Here is a 16,972-nt window from a genome sequence, read left to right as displayed (position 1 = left end):
CCGGCGAGCCAGACGATGAGGGCGGCCAGGATCCACGTGGTCAGCCCGGTGATGGTCAGCCCGCTGGTCAGGATCGCGGTGGCGATCAGGGCGACCAGGGTGGAGATGAGTCCGACTCCGCCGGTGAACGCGGACGCGTTGTTGTGCACGGTCTTGAACATCAGTGGGGAGATCAGCGCCTGGATGAGGGCGAAGATGATCGCCACCAGGAGGTACGACTCGCCGGTGACGCTGAGGTCGGGCAGGATCATGTCGGCGACGAACAAGCCGATCAGGGCGGATGCGAAGAACACCGCGGTGCGGATCAGGAACCGGATCATCGAGCACCTCTCGACCTGGGGGACAAGCTACCGGCGACGCTCAGCCGGCGAGGGCCACCGCCGACGACGGCTCGCGGCCGTCGGTGGCCTCGGTGAGGGTCTTCATCGCTGGGCAGGTCGAACTGGGTGTAGTTGACCCGCATGCCGTTGAACTGGTTGCCGTCGAGCACGACTACTTCGACATCGACCGGTCCGATCGAATCCGCCTGAAGGCCTGCCGGGATAGCGGTTACACCTCCAAGGCGAAGACTCCCGACGTCTTGCTCAGGACACTAACGTTTGGGGCCAAACCCCGCGACCGCGCCAAACGCCCTCCCATCCGCAACGGCCTCTGGCAGCCCCCCTTCGCTCGGGTGCTGTCTTCGCCGCTGGCTGCGCGCCGTTCAGAAGGTGCGAGGCGGTGCGAAGAGCAAGGTCGCTTCGGTCGCCGTACAAGGACAGCAGCGCGCCGACGTTGGCTGCCGCCGGGCGGCGACGGGGGGCCGGGGTGATGCTCAGTGCAGAGTGGTCTTGAGTGCAATCATGCCCAGCCCGAGGACACCCGATGCCGTCGCCGACAGCACCAGGCGCGCCCCCAGCAGACCGCTGGCCCGACTGATGGTCCAACCCACCACGAACAACAGGACGGCGTTCACCGCGAGGGTCACGCGGATGGCGAGCCCGTTCGCCACCCCGAGGCCAGCCTCGACCAACAGGACAGTGACCGGGATCGCGCCAGCGGTGACCAGTGGCCAACCGTCCCGGATGATCCGTAGGCGCTCCTCGCGAGTCAGGTCACGTCCGTGCACGCTTCGCGCGGCCATCCAGTGCACGTACGTCTCAGCCGCCCAGTAGATGATCAGCGTGCCGAACACGGCCGCACCCACCAAGACCAGTCGCAGAGCCTGCCCAGCCGTGGCCAGCACCGCGCCACTGATGATCAGTCCATACAGATAGGACGAGCGACGCCGAAGGGCGCCCGGCGGTGCGCTGGTCGTGAACGCGTCAGCCGGCTCCACTCTGGTGATTGTGTCATCTCACCCAACGCTCAACGCCAGGGGTGCCTTCAGCCACGTAGGTGCCCACCGAGCGAGGTCGGCGGACACCTCCGTGGCCTTTGGTGACTGCTAGGCGTCTTCTGAGCCAGCGTTCTCGACGATGGCGTCGGACTTGTCCAGTGCCTCGCGGATCCCCGGCACCGGGGTCGGAGACCAGGGCCAGGAGGCCCGCGGCGTCAAGGACCAGGACCAGCGGGTGGTCACCGGGCAGCAGCTGATGCGGGCGACCAGCGACATCTTCTCGGGCTGGCAGCACGCCGAAGGGCCGGACGGCGTCGAGCGGGACTTCCACCTGCGTCGGCTGCGCGGGAAGTGTTCGGTGGTGGTCGAGGAGATGGTTCCGGACGGCGCGCGGTCGCCACTGGGGACGTCGGCTACGCGGAGGTCAGCAGGTCGACGACCCCGGTGAACCAGATCCAGTTCACCAGGCAGGCCAGCTCCATGGGCGTGGCGCCGGTGGTCTCCGTCGCCACGCTGTGGGTGGCGCCGATGTGCTGGTAGAAGTCGGAGAACGAACCGTCGTGGCGGACGATGAACCCGTTCGCGTCCGAGCGCACGGCGACGCCGTCCGTATGCGGCACGACGCTGCCTTGGTCGTCGATCTGTTCGCCGAACCCGCCGGCCATGTCGTAGCCCGCCAGCAGCGGCACCACCTCGGAGATGCGTGCGGCGATCTCGCCGTACCGCGCGAGGTCCCCGAACGCGTAGTGGTAGGCGCACATCGGCAGGTCGGTCACCAGGTCCTGGTGCCAGTCGAACGCGGCGACGACCTGACTCAGGGGGTCGCGCTGGACCAGCTCCAGCATCACCCGCGACTCCTCGGGCAGGTCGATGCCCAGCGCCGCGTCGTTGGCGATCGTCCAGGGCGTGGACGGCCTTCCCGGTCCCAGGTCGGACTCGATCGAGCCGTCGTCCATGACGTAGCGGAGGAAGTCGTTGTTGCCCTCGCCCATGTGGTGGTCCACGTTGTAGCGCAGGCGGTGGTCGAAGCCGGAGGGGTTCCCGAGGGGGTAGAGGACGAGCTTGAGGCTGCGCTGGTGCGCGTAGCCCACGAGCTCGTCGAAGTAGTTGAGGATGCTCATTGCGCCTGAGATCTCGTCCCCGTGGATGGTGGCCCGGATGACCATCACCTTGTCGTTCGGGCCCACGTCCTTCGAAGCGATGCGGAGCATCTCCCAGGTACCGGCTCGGTAGTTGAGCGGGTGCGTCGTGCAGACCAGATCAGAGCGGGCATCGACCTTGGCCCGCAGCAGTGCGTGGTACTCCGTGGACGGCATGGCTGTGGTGAACACCAGACCCCCTTCGTGGCGTGCCCCGTAGCTCCAACCGCTGGTCCAGGGCCCGGCAGGTTCCCCGACCGGCGCGGCGATCATACGGAGGACGGTCGCCCTGACGTCCCGAGCAGGACCGGCCCGCAGTCAGGGGTCGCCGGCGGGGGAGCATGCTGGGGCACGGTCCGGCAGAGTCCGTCCTGGGGAGTTGAGCGTCGTGTTCGTCGTCCACAACCGCATTGAGGTCCCCGCCGAGGGTGCCGAGGCATTCGAACAGACGTTCATCGGGAGCATGCGCACCGCCCTGGCCGGCGTCCCGGGACTGCGGCGCAGCCTGCTCATGCGCCCCGCCGGGCCGAACGCTCCGTACATCTCCACCATGGAGTTCGACTCCCAGGACGACTTCCGTGCCTGGATGAAGTCCGACTCGTTCACGGCAGCGCACTCGGACAAGCAGGCGCCGGGCATGCAGGCGCCCTCGGCGATCGAGCTGTTCACCGTGATCGAGGACCTCACCGCCTGAGCCGGCCGCCTCGACAGTTGTCGGTGGTGCGTGATTGGTTCCTGCCATGACGACGGTTGCGCTCTTCCACTCGGTGCTCGGTGTCCGCCAGGGCGTCCTGGACGCAGCCGAGCGACTTCGCCAGGACGGCCACGAGGTGCTTGTGGCCGACCTCTACGACGGCCGAACCTTCGACGACTACCCGCCGGCCATGGCCTACGCGCACGAAGAGCTCGGGCAGGGGGAGCTCATGCGCCGGGCGACGGACGCGGTCGCCGGCCTGCCCGACGGCTTCGTGTCCGCCGGCTTCTCGCTCGGCTGCGTGATGGCCGCGCACGTCGCCCTCCAGCGCCCGGTGTCCGGCGTCCTCATGATCGCCGGAGCGATCCCGGTGTCGGCCTTCGGCGACGACGTCCGGTGGCCGGCCGGCGTGCCGGTCCAGACGCACTCGACCCTCGGCGACCCCTGGCGGGAGCAGGAGGAGATCGACCAGGCGGTCCGCGACGTCGAAGCGGGCGGCGGCACCATCGAGGTCTTCGACTACCAGAGCTCCGGCCACCTGTTCACCGACCCGACCCTTCCCGCCGAGTACGACCCGGTCGCCACCGAGACGTTCTGGAGCCGCGTGCTGCCGTTCGTCCGGTCCCGCGGCTGAAGGGGTCCATACTCGACAGGTGAGCACCCACGGTTCCCCAGCACGCAGACGTCCGCCAGGAAGCCCTTTCAAGGACCGCGCAGCGGCCCCGGTGCAGTCGTACGCGGTGGGGGACAGGGTCAGTCACGACAGGTGGGGTTTGGGCCGCGTGGTCGACGTGGCCGCTGACCGGGCCCTGCTGGTCACCTTCGGCGATACCCACACGGAGCGCCTGGAGATCCCCTACCCGAAGCTGCACAAGCTCTGACCGGTCGTGCGGTCGTCCGGCCGTTTTGGTGGTCGTGAACTCCTGCACTGCGACGGGTGGGGGCCGGTTGGTGAGCCTGGGCCTGCTCGTCGGCTCGCTGTTCCATCCCTGAGCGCGGCCGAACTCACAGCAACGCTCCCGGCATTGCAGCGGGAGCGTTGCTGTCTTCCTTCTCTGGGAGGCGGCGTCGCCGACGGAAAGGGGGAGTTCGTGGACGGCACCATTAGTTGTTGACGGGGCAATTACCTCAGAGGGTCGGGCCCCGGCGCGAGGGACTTTCGTCCCGAATCGCCCGGCCGGCACCGGCCTGGTGGTGCTGATAGTGGTCAGGCCAGGTCGTGGACCAGGCGCTCCCGGTACGCGGCGAACGCGTCGTCCGTCACCGGTCGGAGCCGCAGCTCTGGCACGGCCCATCTCCCTGCTGCCGTGGTCGACCGCACCGCGCCAGGAGGGCGCACGGTCGGCCGCACGGCGAGGGTGTTCTCCGGACGAAGGGGCCGGTTGGCCCTAGCCGGGCTCGGCGCCGTCGCACAGGCTGGCCGGTGTGCGGTGAGCTCGACGAGGAGGACCGATGAAGCGCGCGCTCGTCGTGTATGAGTCGATGTTCGGCAACACCCAGACGGTCGCCGTCGCCGTCGCTGACGGCTTGTCCGTGCGGATGACGGTGGACCTGGTGGAGGTCGGCGCCGCCCCCTCGGCGGTCGCCGCCGACGTCGACCTGCTCGTGGTGGGCGGGCCGACGCACGCGTTCGGCATGACCCGACCGAACACCCGGCAGGACGCCGCCAAGCAAGCCGCCCGCCCCGTGGTCTCCCAGGGCGTCGGGATCCGGGAGTGGATCGAGGGGCTGGACAGCGGGTCCGTGCGGGTGCCGGTGGCGACGTTCGACTCGCGGGTCCGGCGGCCTCGGCTGCCCGGATCGGCGGCCCACCGGGCGGCCAAGCGGCTGCGCGGGCTCGGCGGCCGGCTGGCCCTTCCGCCGGAGAGCTTCTGGGTCAACGGGACGGCAGGGCCGATCCTAGACGGCGAGGAGGAACGCGCTCGCCAGTGGGGACTCCGGCTGGCCGCCGCCGTGGCGCCGGCCGAGGGCGAGCACCGGGTGGGCTGACGCTCAGCCCGGAGCGCGCCGTCCGCGCCTGACCAGCAGCACCGCGCTCGCCCCGAGCAGCACGATCCCGACCGCGAAGAACGCCGCGATGGCGCCGAACTGCTCCGCGGCCAGCGTTCCCACGGAACTGCAGCGGCCAAGCCGGCTGCGCCGATCCATGGCCAGGACGCGCCGCGCAGGTACAGCGCCGTGCCGACCACGATCACGCCGAGCAGGACGGCGTACCCGAACGGCACGACCGCGTGCGCGCCCCACTCGACGGGGCCGAAGTCCATCGTGTTCCCGAACTCGTCCACCTCGGGGCCCTCGTGGATCTGGTATTGCGCCGCGAAGGAGCCGACATAGACGAGCGTGAGCAGCCCGAGGCTCAGCGCCACGGTCGGTGCCCCGGCCAGCCGTGGTGCGACCGCCGTCCAGACCATCGCGGTGAGCACGATGGCCACCATCCAGGCCAGGGTCGACACCGAGTCGAACAGCTCCCCGAAGCCGGCCAGGGTGAGGCCGCCGGCGGCGAACACGCCGAGCGTGGGGATCACCCCTCCGGCCACTGCGACGGCGACCGCACACACCGCCAGGGCGACGAGCGCGGAGGGCAGCAGCACGGTCTGGACGTCGGCGTCGTCCAGCACCAGACCGAGCGCCAACGCTGTCAGCGGCGCGGCCAGGACGAGCAGCGCCCCGACCAGTCGGCGGCGAGCAGCGTCTGCGGAGCTTCGCAGGCGGCGCCAACCGCCGGTCGTGGTGCACGCGACAACCAGGGCCACGCCGATCAGCGCGGTCGCACCGGTCAGCGAGACCGTCACCCGGACCGGCAGGCCCATCTGCCGCCAGAAGCGAGCGACCACGAGCAGCCCAGCGGTCACCACGAAGGCCGCGCCCAGGTAGCCGAGGACCTCGGGAAGCCGGGCGCGCGTCGGTGCCTTGGCCGGCGGGGCCTGGGCGGCGAGGACCTCCGCGGCCGCGTCCCGGTTGCGCTCGGCCTCGATCCGCTGGGCCAGGGCCTCGTCGATCACGCCGTTATGCACGAGGCGGGAGAGCGCATGCTCCAGGGACTGATCGTGGGGCGGAGGGACAGTCAGCGACTCGATCATCGGACTCACCTCCGTGACCTGTCCCCAGGACTTCCCTTCCCGGAGGCTCCCGGTAGTGCCGTCCGGCCCGGCCGGACGCGGCCCCGGGTCAGGTGGCTAGCGAGTTCACTAGGCGGGCGAATACCGGTGGCAGTGACTGCGCGGACGGCACGATGGCCCTGCGCACGCTCGAACGCCCGGCGCACCACACCATGGACCCGGTCAGCACGCGGTAGGACCGGGTGATGGTGTTCCACCGCTGCGCGTAGTCCTCGGGGCGGTCGTTCAGGATGCAGTCCACGGCGGCAGCCGCCTCTGCGAAGCCGATCCGGAGCCCCTCCCCGGTGAGGGCATCGACGTACCCCGCGGCGTCGCCGACCAGCAGGATCCGGCCGCTCACCCGGGCCCGGCTCCGTTGCCACAACGGTCCGGCCCCGCGAACGGCGCTGACCGGAGCCGCCCGGGACAGGTGCCGACCGAGTGCGGGCAGCTGGGACAGGGTCCGGTCCAGGTCGAGCGGGCCGGGCCCGAGGACGGCGACACCGACCGTGTCGGGCGCCACGGGCGTGACGTAGACCTCGGCGTCCGGGCCCCAGTGCACCTCGACGAGGTCGGACCACGGAGCGACGCGGTAGTGCCGTCGGAGCCCGTACCGCCGGCTCGGGCCGGGCGGCCGCAGCAGACCCGCTGCCCGCCGGACCGTCGAGTGCAGGCCGTCCGCGCCGATCAGGTGACGGGCCCGCACCCCCGCGGCGCCCACCCACCCGGCGGTCTGTTCCACCTCGGTGACCCGCTGTTCGACGAAGCGCACACCGACCTGCTCGGCCCGCGCGGCCAGCGCCCGATGGAGCTCGGTCCGCCGGACCCCGCGCCCCGGTCCGGTGGCGAACCTGGCCTCGACGTGACGGTCGCCCTGCAGGTAGCGGATCCCGCGGAACGGCATCCCCGCCGGCTGGACGTCGACAGCGGCCAGGGCCGCCACCGCGCCGGGCATGAGCCCTTCCCCGCACGCCTTGTCGACCGGTGTGGATCGTGGCTCGACGACGGTGACCGACAGACCCGCAGACGCCGCGTAGATGGCGCTCATCAGGCCGACCGGACCGCCCCCGACCACGACGAGGTCGATCACCGCGGGCCGCCGCGGCTCTCCGCCAGGGCGGCGTCCTCGGCGCGGACCCGGACGGCGAGCAGCGGCAGGTTCAACGCAGTGAAGGCGGTGGCTGTGATCCAGGCCGAGCCGACGAGCGGAAGCGCGGCGCCCTCCACGACGACGGCCACGTAGTTCGGGTGGCGCAGGAAGCGGTACGGCCCCCGTGCCACGAGCGGCAGATCGGGGACGACGACGACGCGGGTGTTCCAGCGTGGCCCGAGCGAGCGGATGCACCACCAGCGCAGCGCCTGCGACGCCACGACGAGCGTCACCATGGGCACGGCCAGCCGCGGGTCCACGCGTCGTCGTCCCAGCTGGGACTCGGCCAGCGCACCGGCGAGCAGGCCGGAGTGCAGGGCGACCATCAGTGGGTAGTGCCCGGCGCCGAACTCGGCACCGCCCTGTTGCCGGCTCCACCGCAGGTTTCGATGGGAGACGGCGAGCTCGGCGACCCGTTCGGCAGCCACGGCCAGGATGAGCGCGCGGAACGCCGCGGGACCGGTCATCCGCTCACCACTCGAGCAGGACGAGCTCGGAGCAGAAGCCCGGCCCCATCGCCAGCAGCAGCCCGGGGGTGCCCGGCTCGGGCGGAGGGGTGCCGTCCCTTCCGGCGAGGGTGTCCGCGAGCACGTGCAGCACGGAGGAGGACGACAGGTTGCCGATCCGGGCCAGCGAGCGCCAGGTGACGTCGAGCTCGCCGTCGTGGAGGTCCAGCGTGCGTTCCATCGCCTCGAGCACCTTGGGCCCGCCGGGGTGGCAGACCCAGCGGGTGACGTCGGACCCCTTGAGGTCGTGGTCGCCGAGGAAGCCCCCGACGTCCTCGCCCAGGTACCGCTCCACGACGTCCGCGACGCTCGCCGTCAGCACGATCCGAAAGCCGCTGCCGCCGATGTCCCAGCCCATTGTTCGCTGGCTGTCGGGGTACAGCCGGCTGCGCGAGTCGACGACTCTGGGACCGGGCTGGTCCTGGGCGCGGTTCGCACCGACCATGACAACCGCCGCTGCGCCGTCACCGAACAGCCCGCTGGCGACGATGTTCGGCGTCGACAGGTCGTCCCGCTGGACGGTGAGCGAGCAGAGCTCGACGGACAGCAGGACGGCGACGTCGTCCGGGTGGCCGAGCAGGTAGTCGTGCAGCCGGGCCAGTCCCCACGCTCCGGCGACGCAGCCGAGGCCGAACACAGGGATGCGTTTCACGTCCGGGCGCAGCCCCAGCCGGGGAGCCAGCAGGGCCTCGAGCGAGGGCGCGGCGATCCCGGTGACCGAGGCGGTGACCACGAGGTCGACGTCGGCGGGTGCCAATCCGGCCGCCGCCAGCGCCTTGACCATGGCCTGCTCGCCGAGGGCGGTGCCGACGCGGATGAAAGCGTCGTTGGCCGCCGTGAAGCCGTCCAGCCGGGCGTACTCGTCGAGCGGCAGCGCGAGGTGCCGGTGCCGGACCCCGGTGGCCGCGTGGATCCGCTCCGCCAGGGCTCGCTGGCTGCCTGACGGGGTCGCTGCGGAGACGAACGCCTCGGTGATCTCCCGCTGGGCGTAGCCATGCTCTGCGACGACGCCGCTCACCCCAACGATCGTCGCCATCTACACATCCTAGGCGGGGGCGACGGTGAGGGTCGCGTGGAAGCGGGGGTGCAGGCGCAGGGGTGCGCGAGGGCGCCCTCCGTGAACCCGTTGCTCGCCTGGGACGTCGTCCAGGGTGGAGGTGCCCGATGACCCTCGTCGGCAGGATGCTGCTCGCTGTGACGGTCGTCGGCCTGGCCGTCGACGCCTACGTCCATCTCACCCTCGCCAGCACGTACGACGCGGTGCGCGGCACCGTGAGCCAGGGGTAGCTGTTCCCTGTTGAAACGGCGGCAGCCGTCGCCGTGGTGGTGGCCGGGGGCGGGCTGGCGGCGCTGCTGCTCTACCGGTACGTCGACGTGGGCCGGTTGGGGTCGCCCCCCGACATGTACGAGCCGTTCTGGTTCACCGACAAGACCCGGACGGCGGTGGCCCAGGCAGCGGCCACCGCCGCCGCGCTGGTCCTGGTGGTCGTTGGATGGTCCCCGCGCCAGACCGGACGGCAGCGGCCAGGAAGTACGCCGGAGAGTGACCCGTCCCGAGATCTGACGCGAAGATTCGCGGTGCGCTGTACAAATTGCATAAGAAACACGGCGAGCTCCGTGAATCTTCGCGCACCACGGTGCGCCGGAGGCGCCGCGTTGCTGACCTGATGCGTGCCCTGCACGACGAGCACGCGCACGCGCTGTGGTCGTTTCGCGCTGCGCCTGACCGGGGACCGGGCCCATGCGGATGACGTCGTCCAGGAGACCCTGCTGCGGGCCTGGCGCTCGCCGAAGGTGCTCGAGGGTGCGCGGGGACCGACCCGCGGGTGACCCGGTCGTGTACGAGCTGCCGGCGACGCTGGGGCACCCGGATCGTGTTGCGCTGCACCTACTCGTCCGCCGACCGGTACGGGGCGGCCGCGGGCAGCTATGCGCTCGTCGTCCGGGACCGGTCCGGACGGGTCGAGCAGGTGGCCACCTGGAACGCCGTCCCGGGGCAGGAGTCCGTCGTGTCGGCCGCGACGGCCTGGTCGTCCGCCGACATGGCCGTCCTGGAGATCCGGACCGCCGCGGGCTCCCCGGTTCTCACCACCAACCCGTCAGGGTGAGGACGGCCTATACGTCGTCCTGACCCTGACAGTCATAGGACCTGGACGGTGGCGAGCGTGGGGTCGGCCGCGTAGGCGATCCGGGCGCCGTCGGCCCGGGCCTGGCGCAGCGCCCAGACGGCGGCCTCGGTCACCCGCTCCCCGGGGGCCAGCACCGGGACGCCGGGCGGGTACGGCGCGACCAGCTCGGCGCAGACCCGGCCGACCGCGTCCTCGACCGGCAGCGTGCGGTGCGGGGCGAAGAACGCCTCCCGAGGGGAGACCACTTGCTCCGGGTCCACCGACCACGCCGGCGAGGGCCGGACCTCACGCGGCGGACCGGCGCAGCCGCGGACGGCGGCCATCAGCGCGTCGACGAGGGTGCCGATGGTCTGCTCGTCGTCCGCCAGGGTGACCATCGCCACCACGGTGTCCCGGTCGGCCAACTCCAGCGGCATCCGCCGGCCGAGCAGCTGCTCCTCGACCGCGTAGCCGCTCGCCCCGGTGCCAGACAGCAGCAGCACCAGCCGGGTCGGGTCTACCCACGGCCCGTCGAGCACGACCAGCCCGGGGATGGCGGCGGTGAGCTGCCGCCGAGCCTGCGCCACCCGCCGGACCAGGAGGTCCAGCAGGGCGAGCCCGTCGCGGGCGAGCAGCGCCCTGGCGGCGTCGATGCTGGCCAGCACGGCGCCGGCCGGGCTGGTGGTGTGGGTGGCCTCGAAGGCCCGGTCCAGCCGGGCCGGTTCGATCCGGTCCATCCGGGCCAGCACGAGGGCGCCCTGGGTGTACGCCGGGAGGGTCTTGTGCGCGCTCGTCACCAGGGCGTCCGCGCCTTGGGCCAGCGCATGCGCGGGCAGCGCCGGGTGGAAGCCGAAGTGCGCCCCCCAGGCGGCGTCCACGATGAGCGGGACGCCGTGGTCGTGGGCCACCTCGGCGTGGCCGCGCAGGTCGCCGACGCCGCCGACGTACGACGGGTCGCCCAGGAACACCGCCTGGGCGTCTGGGTGCCGTTCGAGGGCCGAACGGACGGCGTCCACCGGCACCTCACCGGGCAGCCCGCTCACCGGGTCCAGCCAGGGCCGCACCCACACCGGCTCCAGCCCGGCGAGCACCAGGCCGAGCAGCAGCGAGCGGTGCAGCGTCCGGGAGACGACCACCCGCCCACCGGGCCGGCCGACCGCGAGCGCCAGCGCCTGGTTGCCGTGCGTGGAGCCGCCGACCGAGAAGCGGCACACGTCCGCACCCCACAGTCGGGCCGCCCGGCGCTCACCCTCGGCCAGCACCCCGGCAGCCAGCCGCGTGGTGTCCACCCCGCCGAACAGGGGCACGTCGCCCCGCACGACGGTGCCGACCAGATTGGTGCGCTGCTTGTGCCCCGGAATGGTGAACGGGAGCGGCTCGGACTCCAGGAAGGACAGGTAGGCGTCCAGCACGGGCGCGTCGGCGCGCAGGCCCAGTGGATCATGCTCGGACGGGCCCATGGCGCAGCAGCATACGAGCGTCCGAGGTGGTCCCGCCGGGGCGCTAGACTGGGTTTCGGACCCTACCGATCGGGGCACACTCCCTTGGTCCTTCGGTCGCTCGACCGGCGCAACAGGTCGGTCAGCCGGGTGGTCGAGGTCACACGGGCGAGCGGGAACGTTTCGCCGGTCCTACGCGTCCTACCTGTCGCTACCCGGGCCATGTCAGCACGGCGCGCGTTGCGCGCACCCCCTGCAAGTCTTCGGAGGAACCTCGCCATGACCGCGCTGCGCGGATTCGGACTCACGTCTCACAGCTACGAGACCGACGAGCACGTCGTCCCGGTGCCGATGACGCCCGAGTCGTACCACTGCCCGGTCGGGCACGTGGTCACCCTGCAGTTCTCCGCAGAGGCCGAGGAGATTCCCGAGACCTGGGACTGCCCCAAGTGCGGCCGTACCGCTCACCGCGACGAGACCGCCGCTCGGCGCCTCGGCGGCACCGCGGACGGGGTCGCGCTGAACTCCCCGCGGACCAGCGCCAGCGGCAAGACTCACTGGGACATGCTGCTCGAGCGCCGCTCGGTCGACGAGCTCGAGGCGCTGCTCAAGGAGCGGCTGGAGCTGCTTCGGGCCTGAGGCCCACCTCGGCGGCCCCGGCCGCCAGCCCGTCGAGGCCGAACGCCTCGACCGGCCCGACCAACCCGGTTCGGATGACGCGGCCGGCCGCGGCCTGTTGGGCGCCCCATGCCAGCAGCTCCGCGGTCAGGCCGTACGGGTCCGGGCCGTCCAGGTCCACCCTGGCCAGCCGCTGCCCACCGCGGTCGAACGCCTCGGCCACGACGTGGGAGCGGGTCTTGGCCCGCGCTCCGGCGTCCGGACCCCCCGTCGACCCGGGAGCCAGCCGCCGCCCGACCCAGCTCAACGCCGCCGGTGCCCCGGGGATCCGGACGACGCCGGACGTGACCAGCGAGAGCACCTGCGCCGGGCGGGCCAGCGGGCCCATCCAGCCCAGGTAGACGTTCACCTCCCGCAGCCGAGGGGCCCACCGGGGGAGCGCCAGCTGCTCGGTGCCGCCGATGGAGACCGCCCGGCGCTGCCCGCCGGGGATGGCGAAGGAGCGCACCCGCGTCGCGGTCCGCTCGGTGACCAGCCGCCCGGACCGCCAGCCGAACGACGCGTCGCTGCTGATGCCGACCGCCGACGCGAGCGTCCCGCCGCTGAGGGCGGCCCGTCCGCCGGTCACGAAGTAGCCCACGTCGACCCGGACGGCGGCGTCCCCGGCTTCGCGCAGGGCCAGCGCCGCCGCCAGGTTCCCCGGCACGTAGTCGTACCCGAACGCGGGGACCATGGCCACCTCGGCGCGCTCGGCCCGCGGCCCCAGCTCCTCGAACAGCCAGCGCAGGAAGCCGGCCTCCCCGGTGGAGTCGAGGTAGGTGGCCCCGGCCTCGAGCGCGGCCGTCGCCGCGGTCCGGCCGTGCTGGGAGAACGGCCCCACGGTGGTCACCAGGACGTCGCCCTCACGCAGCAGGCCGGCCAGCGCGGCCGGGTCGTCGGCGTCGGCCACCGCGGTGGGCGGGTGCCCCCCCAGCGCGGTGGCTACCTCGGCCAGCCGCTGCGGCGAGCGGCCCACGAGCAGCGGCGCCATGCCCCGGCGCAGCATCGCCTCGGCGGTCAGCCGGCCGGTGTAGCCGGTGGCCCCGAACAGCAGCACCCGCGAGGTGCTCACGGTGCGATCCCGCGGCTACCCTCGAAGGCGTGAGCGAGGCACTGCCCGAGCAGACCAGCGACGACACCGACGCCGCCTGGGGCGAGGAGCCCCCGCGGGACGACGACGACGTCGAGCGATACCTGCGTGAGCGCCCGCCCCACCACGGCGACTGACCGTCCGGCTATCAGGGGGTTCAGCCGGTCGGGCCGCTGCTGCCACGCTGGGCGCGCAGCTCGTCGGCGATCTCCTGCAGCAGGTCGACCTCGGACTTGACGTCCGGGGTCGGCTCCTCCTTCGCCGCCCGGCGTGCCGCCAACGCGTTCATCGGGACCACGACGATGAAGTAGATCACGACCGCGATGATCAAGAAGTTGATCAGTGCGGTCAGGACCAGCCCGATGCTGAAGTCGGCGCCGTTGATCGTGAACGTGCCCACCGAGTCCAGGTTCGGCTTGCCGAAGATGGCCGCGACGAGCGGGTTGATCAGACCGTCGAGCAGCGCCTTGACGACGGCAGCGAACGCAACGCCGATGACGAAGGCGACGGCGAGGTCGATGACGTTGCCGCGCATGATGAACTCGCGAAACCCCTTGATCATCTGAACCTCCTTGGGCGGCGGCCGCCCTTCGGTCATCGACGCTAGTGCATCGGCGTGGTCACCGCCGGGGGATGAGCACGACGGACAGCCGGGCGCTGACGGCGGCTGCTGCGAGGTCGTTGGCCGCCCGCGGGGCTACCGCGAGCAGCACGAGGGTGCCCTCGCCGACGCCCCGCGTGGACGGGACCGCGAGCACCCGGGCGGCCGCGGCCACGACCCGGGACAGCACCGGTCGCACGGGCGCTGGGCCGGTCGGTTCGGTCATGGCCTGACCGACCGGATCCGGGGCGCTCGCCGCGAGCACGTCGACGACGTCCCCCGCGCGGAGCAGTGCCGAGACGCCGTCGTCGGCCAGCCGTACCGGCGCGGCGACCAGGCCGGCAGCATCGCCGAGCAGCCCCGCCCCGACCAGCCGGACGTCGGTGAGCGGCTCGCCCCTGCGCACCGCGCCGGCCGCTGCGGCGCCGACGAGCGCAGCCGGCTCGGCCGCCTCCGGAAGGGCCTGCACCAGCAGATCCTCGGTAGTCAGCGCCGCCCCCGGGCCGAGATCGCGGGCCGCCACGACGACGTCGGCGGTCGGGGCCGGGGCGGGTGCCAGCACCGACAGCGCGGCGGCCACCGACCCGGCGGCCAGCCCGGCCGCGAGCAGCCTTCGGTGCCGGGCCACAGCCCGGCGCAGCGACGCGGCCACCGTGCGCCGGCCGCCGGGGCTCATGGCAGCTCGAAGGGCAGCCGGATGCCGTCGAGGGCGGTGGCGCAGGCGCAGTCGCGCTGCACGGGAAGCGCCGGGACCATGGCCAGCAGCAGGTCGCGCACCCGCTCCACGTTGCGGGCGAACGCCTCCAGCACCTCGGTGTGGCTGACCCCTTGCCCCTGCTCGACCCCGGCGTCGAGGTCCGTGACGACGGCGATCGAGGTGTAGCACAGCGCCAGCTCGCGGGCGAGGGTCGCCTCGGGGTGGCCGGTCATGCCGACGACCGACCAACCATTGCCGCTGAACCACCACGACTCGGCCCGGGTGGAGAACCGGGGCCCCTGGACGACGACGAGGGTGCCGCCGTCGACCGGCAGCCAGCCGGCCTGCCGGGCCGCGGCGAGCGCGACCGCGCGGCCGTTCACGCAGTACGGGTCGGCGACCGAGACGTGCACCGCGCCCTCGTCGTAGAAGGTCTGCTCCCGACCAGCCGTCCGGTCCACGAACTGGTCCGGGACCACCAGCGTGCCCGGGCCGAGCTCGGGCCGCAGCCCGCCCACCGCGGACGGGCCCAGGACCTGCCGGACGCCGACCGTCCGCAGCGCCCACAGGTTGGCCCGGTAGTTGATCTTGTGCGGCGGAAGCCGGTGGTCGCGGCCGTGCCGGGGCAGGAAGGCGACCCGCCGGTCGCCGACCTCGCCGATCATCAGCCGGTCGCTGGGCGGGCCGTACGGGGTGTCGACGGAGACCTCGTCGAGGCGGTCGAGCAGCGCGTAGAGCCCGGACCCGCCGATCACGCCGATCTCGGCGGTGGGGCCGTCGTAGCCGGTGGCCTGGTCGCTCATGCGGCGAGGTTAGCGGCGCTCCCGGGCTCGGCGGTGGCGATGTCCACAGCCGCCCGTCGGGTCAGGACGCCGGTGCGGACGGTGTGGACGACGACGGGGTCGTCGCGACCTCCTTGGTCGCTGGCTTGGCGACCTCCTTCGAAGCGGGCTTGGCGGCTTCGGCGGCGGTCTTGCCCTCGGCGGAGCTGCGGCTGTCGGTGCGGTAGAAACCGGACCCCTTGAACACCACCCCGACGCTGGAGAACAGCTTGCGCAGTGGTCCGCCGCAGCTGGGGCACTCGGTGAGCGGGTCGTCGTCGAAGGACTGCACGGCCTCGAGCGGCTCGCCGCACGCGGTGCAGCGGTACTGGTACGTGGGCACGGCAGGCTCCGGCTGGTCGACTGGTTGGCACTCAGGTGCGTCGAGTGCTAATCCTAGCCGACGATCCGGGGACGTAGGCTCCGCTCGTGGCCCGAGACCTCGACGTCCTCGCCGTGATCGCGGCCGGGGGCGTCGTGGGGTCGCTGACCCGGTGGGGGATCGCCTCCGCGCTGCCCCACCGCGGCAGCGCCTACCCGTGGGCCACCTTCGTCGAGAACGTCATGGGGTGCCTGCTGCTCGGCGTCCTCATGTGGTTCGTCGTGGAGGTCTGGATCGTCGGCCGGTACGTGCGGCCGTTCCTCGGCGTCGGCGTCCTCGGCGGGTTCACGACGTTCTCGACGTTCTCGGTCGAGACCACTGGCCTGCTGCGGGACGGCGCCGTCGGCACGGCCGCGCTCTACATGGTCGGCAGCGTGCTCGCCGGGCTGCTCGCGGTCCGGCTCGGCCGGGTGCTCGCCGCGGCCGCCGTCCCCCGAAGGAGGGCCTGATGGAGATCGCCGGTCCCGCGCTGCGGCTGACCGTGGTGCTGGGCGAGTCCGACCAGTGGCACCACAAGCCCGTCTACACCGAGATCGTGCACCGGGCACACTCGGCCGGGATGGCCGGCACGTCGGTGTTCCGGGGGATCGAGGGGTACGGGCGCGCCAACCACATCCACACCACCCGCATCCTCAGCCTGTCCGAGGACCTGCCGGTGACCGTCGTCATCGTGGACGCCGAGGAGAAGGTCCGGGCCTTCCTGCCCGAGCTGGAGGAGCTGCTCACCGGGGGGCTCGCGATCGTCGAGCCGGTCGAGGTCGTGCGGTACGTGTGAGCCTGCCCGACGTCCTGCTGGTCAGCGCCGGCGCCGCCGTGGGCGCGCCGCTGCGCTATCTGACCGACCGCGCGGTGCAAGGCCGCACCGATGCGACCTTCCCGTGGGGGACCTTCACGGTCAACGTGCTCGGCTCCTTCGTGCTCGGAGTGGTCGCGGGGCTGGCCGTGCGTGACCTCACCCTGCTCGCCGGGGTGGGGTTCTGCGGGGCCCTCACGACGTTCTCGACCTTCGGCTACGAGACCGACCGGCTCGCCGCCGCCGGTTCCCGGCTGACCGCGGCGGTGAACGTGGGCCTCACGGTGGTCGCGGGACTGGCCGTCGCGACGCTCGGGTACGTCCTCGGCACCCACCTGTGAGGTTGCCCCGCTCGGCGACGGGGCGCGGCGCTACGGTCGCCCCCTGGGTCGTCGTGCGGGACGTCGTCGTTCGCCGACCGTGCTGGCCTTCCTGGCCGGCTTCGTGGCGCTGCTGGTCATCATCGGGACGATCGGTGC

23 protein-coding genes and 2 pseudogenes are annotated in these 16,972 nt (G+C 72.4%); 13 read left to right on the top strand and 12 right to left on the bottom strand.

Going from position 1 to position 16,972, the window contains the following annotated elements; all coding sequences use genetic code 11:
• Together VIM19_20245 and VIM19_20240 are read right to left on the bottom strand one after the other, a co-directional pair.
• A partial coding sequence (locus VIM19_20245) for a hypothetical protein (GenBank protein ID HEY5187167.1) occupies positions 1-320 on the bottom strand: 320 nt, incomplete at its 3' end.
• A gap of 494 nt (positions 321-814) precedes the next feature.
• A complete protein-coding gene (locus VIM19_20240; protein HEY5187166.1) occupies positions 815-1,318 on the bottom strand; it encodes a hypothetical protein in 504 nt (167 codons plus the stop codon).
• A 139-nt stretch (positions 1,319-1,457) separates the two neighbouring features.
• On the opposite strand from VIM19_20240, the pseudogene VIM19_20235 reads away from it, so the two are divergent.
• A pseudogene (locus tag VIM19_20235) lies at positions 1,458-1,694 on the top strand (DUF2252 family protein).
• A 37-nt stretch (positions 1,695-1,731) separates the two neighbouring features.
• Here VIM19_20235 and VIM19_20230 read toward each other — a convergent pair.
• Positions 1,732-2,649 (bottom strand): hypothetical protein, encoded by a 918-nt coding sequence (locus VIM19_20230; GenBank protein ID HEY5187165.1) that lies wholly within the window; start codon positions 2,647-2,649, stop codon positions 1,732-1,734.
• A 196-nt stretch (positions 2,650-2,845) separates the two neighbouring features.
• Here VIM19_20230 and VIM19_20225 point away from each other — a divergent pair, with 196 nt between their 5' ends.
• The 3 genes from VIM19_20225 (at position 2,846) to VIM19_20215 (ending at position 5,140) form a co-directional block, all read left to right on the top strand.
• Complete coding sequence (locus VIM19_20225; protein HEY5187164.1) at positions 2,846-3,151, top strand: antibiotic biosynthesis monooxygenase; 306 nt, start codon at positions 2,846-2,848, stop codon at positions 3,149-3,151.
• Positions 3,152-3,197: 46 nt separating this feature from the next.
• Positions 3,198-3,785, top strand: a complete 588-nt coding sequence (locus tag VIM19_20220) for a dienelactone hydrolase family protein (protein ID HEY5187163.1) — start codon at positions 3,198-3,200, stop codon at positions 3,783-3,785.
• Positions 3,786-4,603: 818 nt separating this feature from the next.
• A complete protein-coding gene (locus tag VIM19_20215; protein HEY5187162.1) occupies positions 4,604-5,140 on the top strand; it encodes a flavodoxin domain-containing protein in 537 nt (178 codons plus the stop codon).
• Positions 5,141-6,319: 1,179 nt separating this feature from the next.
• Here the strand turns inward: VIM19_20215 and VIM19_20210 are convergent.
• The 3 genes from VIM19_20210 to VIM19_20200 are packed head-to-tail and all read right to left on the bottom strand — an operon-like array spanning position 6,320 to position 8,941.
• A complete protein-coding gene (locus VIM19_20210) occupies positions 6,320-7,339 on the bottom strand; it encodes an NAD(P)/FAD-dependent oxidoreductase (protein HEY5187161.1) in 1,020 nt (339 codons plus the stop codon).
• A complete protein-coding gene (locus VIM19_20205) occupies positions 7,336-7,866 on the bottom strand; it encodes an isoprenylcysteine carboxylmethyltransferase family protein (GenBank protein HEY5187160.1) in 531 nt (176 codons plus the stop codon). The genes VIM19_20210 and VIM19_20205 overlap by 4 nt, the downstream gene beginning before the upstream one ends.
• Before the next feature lie 4 nt (positions 7,867-7,870).
• Complete coding sequence (locus VIM19_20200; protein HEY5187159.1) at positions 7,871-8,941, bottom strand: type III polyketide synthase; 1,071 nt, start codon at positions 8,939-8,941, stop codon at positions 7,871-7,873.
• A 128-nt stretch (positions 8,942-9,069) separates the two neighbouring features.
• On the opposite strand from VIM19_20200, the gene VIM19_20195 reads away from it, so the two are divergent.
• The 4 genes and pseudogenes from VIM19_20195 (at position 9,070) to VIM19_20180 (ending at position 10,013) form a co-directional block, all read left to right on the top strand.
• Entirely contained in the window at positions 9,070-9,192 is a 123-nt protein-coding gene (locus VIM19_20195; protein ID HEY5187158.1) for a hypothetical protein, read from the top strand.
• Between the two features lie 33 nt (positions 9,193-9,225).
• Positions 9,226-9,573 (top strand): hypothetical protein, encoded by a 348-nt coding sequence (locus tag VIM19_20190; GenBank protein ID HEY5187157.1) that lies wholly within the window; start codon positions 9,226-9,228, stop codon positions 9,571-9,573.
• Positions 9,573-9,708 (top strand): annotated as a pseudogene (locus VIM19_20185) (sigma factor). The gene VIM19_20190 and the pseudogene VIM19_20185 overlap by 1 nt, the downstream one beginning before the upstream one ends.
• Before the next feature lie 23 nt (positions 9,709-9,731).
• Positions 9,732-10,013 (top strand): hypothetical protein, encoded by a 282-nt coding sequence (locus VIM19_20180; protein ID HEY5187156.1) that lies wholly within the window; start codon positions 9,732-9,734, stop codon positions 10,011-10,013.
• Between the two features lie 32 nt (positions 10,014-10,045).
• On the opposite strand, the gene VIM19_20175 is transcribed toward VIM19_20180, so the two are convergent.
• Positions 10,046-11,473, bottom strand: a complete 1,428-nt coding sequence (locus VIM19_20175; protein ID HEY5187155.1) for a decarboxylase — start codon at positions 11,471-11,473, stop codon at positions 10,046-10,048.
• Positions 11,474-11,731: 258 nt separating this feature from the next.
• Between VIM19_20175 and VIM19_20170 the strand changes: the two genes are divergently transcribed.
• Entirely contained in the window at positions 11,732-12,091 is a 360-nt protein-coding gene (locus VIM19_20170; GenBank protein ID HEY5187154.1) for an RNA polymerase-binding protein RbpA, read from the top strand.
• Here the strand turns inward: VIM19_20170 and VIM19_20165 are convergent.
• A complete protein-coding gene (locus VIM19_20165; protein ID HEY5187153.1) occupies positions 12,060-13,181 on the bottom strand; it encodes a saccharopine dehydrogenase NADP-binding domain-containing protein in 1,122 nt (373 codons plus the stop codon). The genes VIM19_20170 and VIM19_20165 overlap by 32 nt on opposite strands.
• Positions 13,182-13,210: 29 nt before the next feature.
• On the opposite strand from VIM19_20165, the gene VIM19_20160 reads away from it, so the two are divergent.
• Positions 13,211-13,336, top strand: a complete 126-nt coding sequence (locus VIM19_20160; GenBank protein HEY5187152.1) for a hypothetical protein — start codon at positions 13,211-13,213, stop codon at positions 13,334-13,336.
• Between the two features lie 20 nt (positions 13,337-13,356).
• Here VIM19_20160 and mscL read toward each other — a convergent pair whose 3' ends face one another.
• The 4 genes from mscL to VIM19_20140 form a co-directional block, all read right to left on the bottom strand.
• The gene (mscL, locus tag VIM19_20155) at positions 13,357-13,761 is read right to left on the bottom strand and encodes a large conductance mechanosensitive channel protein MscL (GenBank protein HEY5187151.1); all 405 of its coding nucleotides are present in this window, start codon (positions 13,759-13,761) and stop codon (positions 13,357-13,359) included.
• Between the two features lie 58 nt (positions 13,762-13,819).
• On the bottom strand, positions 13,820-14,476 hold the full coding sequence (locus tag VIM19_20150) for an SAF domain-containing protein (protein ID HEY5187150.1): 657 nt from the start codon (positions 14,474-14,476) through the stop codon (positions 13,820-13,822).
• Entirely contained in the window at positions 14,473-15,300 is an 828-nt protein-coding gene (locus VIM19_20145) for an S-methyl-5'-thioadenosine phosphorylase (GenBank protein ID HEY5187149.1), read from the bottom strand. The genes VIM19_20150 and VIM19_20145 overlap by 4 nt, the downstream gene beginning before the upstream one ends.
• 61 nt (positions 15,301-15,361) lie before the next feature.
• Positions 15,362-15,661, bottom strand: a complete 300-nt coding sequence (locus tag VIM19_20140) for an FmdB family zinc ribbon protein (GenBank protein HEY5187148.1) — start codon at positions 15,659-15,661, stop codon at positions 15,362-15,364.
• Positions 15,662-15,747: 86 nt separating this feature from the next.
• Here VIM19_20140 and crcB point away from each other — a divergent pair, with 86 nt between their 5' ends.
• Genes crcB through VIM19_20125 form a run of 3 tightly spaced genes read left to right on the top strand, consistent with a single transcriptional unit; the run spans position 15,748 to position 16,834 of the window.
• Positions 15,748-16,149 (top strand): fluoride efflux transporter CrcB, encoded by a 402-nt coding sequence (crcB, locus tag VIM19_20135; protein HEY5187147.1) that lies wholly within the window; start codon positions 15,748-15,750, stop codon positions 16,147-16,149.
• Positions 16,149-16,475: a DUF190 domain-containing protein gene (locus VIM19_20130; GenBank protein HEY5187146.1), complete on the top strand. Its 327-nt coding sequence runs from the start codon at positions 16,149-16,151 to the stop codon at positions 16,473-16,475. The genes crcB and VIM19_20130 overlap by 1 nt, the downstream gene beginning before the upstream one ends.
• Positions 16,472-16,834, top strand: a complete 363-nt coding sequence (locus VIM19_20125; protein HEY5187145.1) for a CrcB family protein — start codon at positions 16,472-16,474, stop codon at positions 16,832-16,834. Before VIM19_20130 ends, VIM19_20125 begins: the two co-directional genes overlap by 4 nt.
• Positions 16,835-16,972 lie beyond the last annotated feature (138 nt).

This window comes from Actinomycetes bacterium (assembly GCA_036510875.1).
Taxonomy (GTDB): Bacteria; Actinomycetota; Actinomycetes; order Prado026; family Prado026; genus DATCDE01.
Note: the sequence above shows the minus strand (reverse complement) of the source record. Positions and strands in the feature narration are given on the sequence as shown.

Excerpts from the sequence above, each read along its gene's own strand:
- VIM19_20175 (HEY5187155.1), bottom strand. The coding sequence starts at position 11,473 with ATGGGCCCGTCCGAGCATGATCCACTGGGCCTGCGCGCCGACGCGCCC.
- VIM19_20195 (HEY5187158.1), top strand. The coding sequence starts at position 9,070 with ATGACCCTCGTCGGCAGGATGCTGCTCGCTGTGACGGTCGTCGGCCTG.
- VIM19_20130 (HEY5187146.1), top strand. The coding sequence starts at position 16,149 with ATGGAGATCGCCGGTCCCGCGCTGCGGCTGACCGTGGTGCTGGGCGAG.
- VIM19_20205 (HEY5187160.1), bottom strand. The coding sequence starts at position 7,866 with ATGACCGGTCCCGCGGCGTTCCGCGCGCTCATCCTGGCCGTGGCTGCC.
- VIM19_20200 (HEY5187159.1), bottom strand. The coding sequence starts at position 8,941 with ATGGCGACGATCGTTGGGGTGAGCGGCGTCGTCGCAGAGCATGGCTAC.
- VIM19_20220 (HEY5187163.1), top strand. The coding sequence starts at position 3,198 with ATGACGACGGTTGCGCTCTTCCACTCGGTGCTCGGTGTCCGCCAGGGC.
- VIM19_20215 (HEY5187162.1), top strand. The coding sequence starts at position 4,604 with ATGAAGCGCGCGCTCGTCGTGTATGAGTCGATGTTCGGCAACACCCAG.
- VIM19_20170 (HEY5187154.1), top strand. The coding sequence starts at position 11,732 with ATGACCGCGCTGCGCGGATTCGGACTCACGTCTCACAGCTACGAGACC.
- VIM19_20150 (HEY5187150.1), bottom strand. The coding sequence starts at position 14,476 with ATGAGCCCCGGCGGCCGGCGCACGGTGGCCGCGTCGCTGCGCCGGGCT.
- VIM19_20145 (HEY5187149.1), bottom strand. The coding sequence starts at position 15,300 with ATGAGCGACCAGGCCACCGGCTACGACGGCCCCACCGCCGAGATCGGC.
- mscL (HEY5187151.1), bottom strand. The coding sequence starts at position 13,761 with ATGATCAAGGGGTTTCGCGAGTTCATCATGCGCGGCAACGTCATCGAC.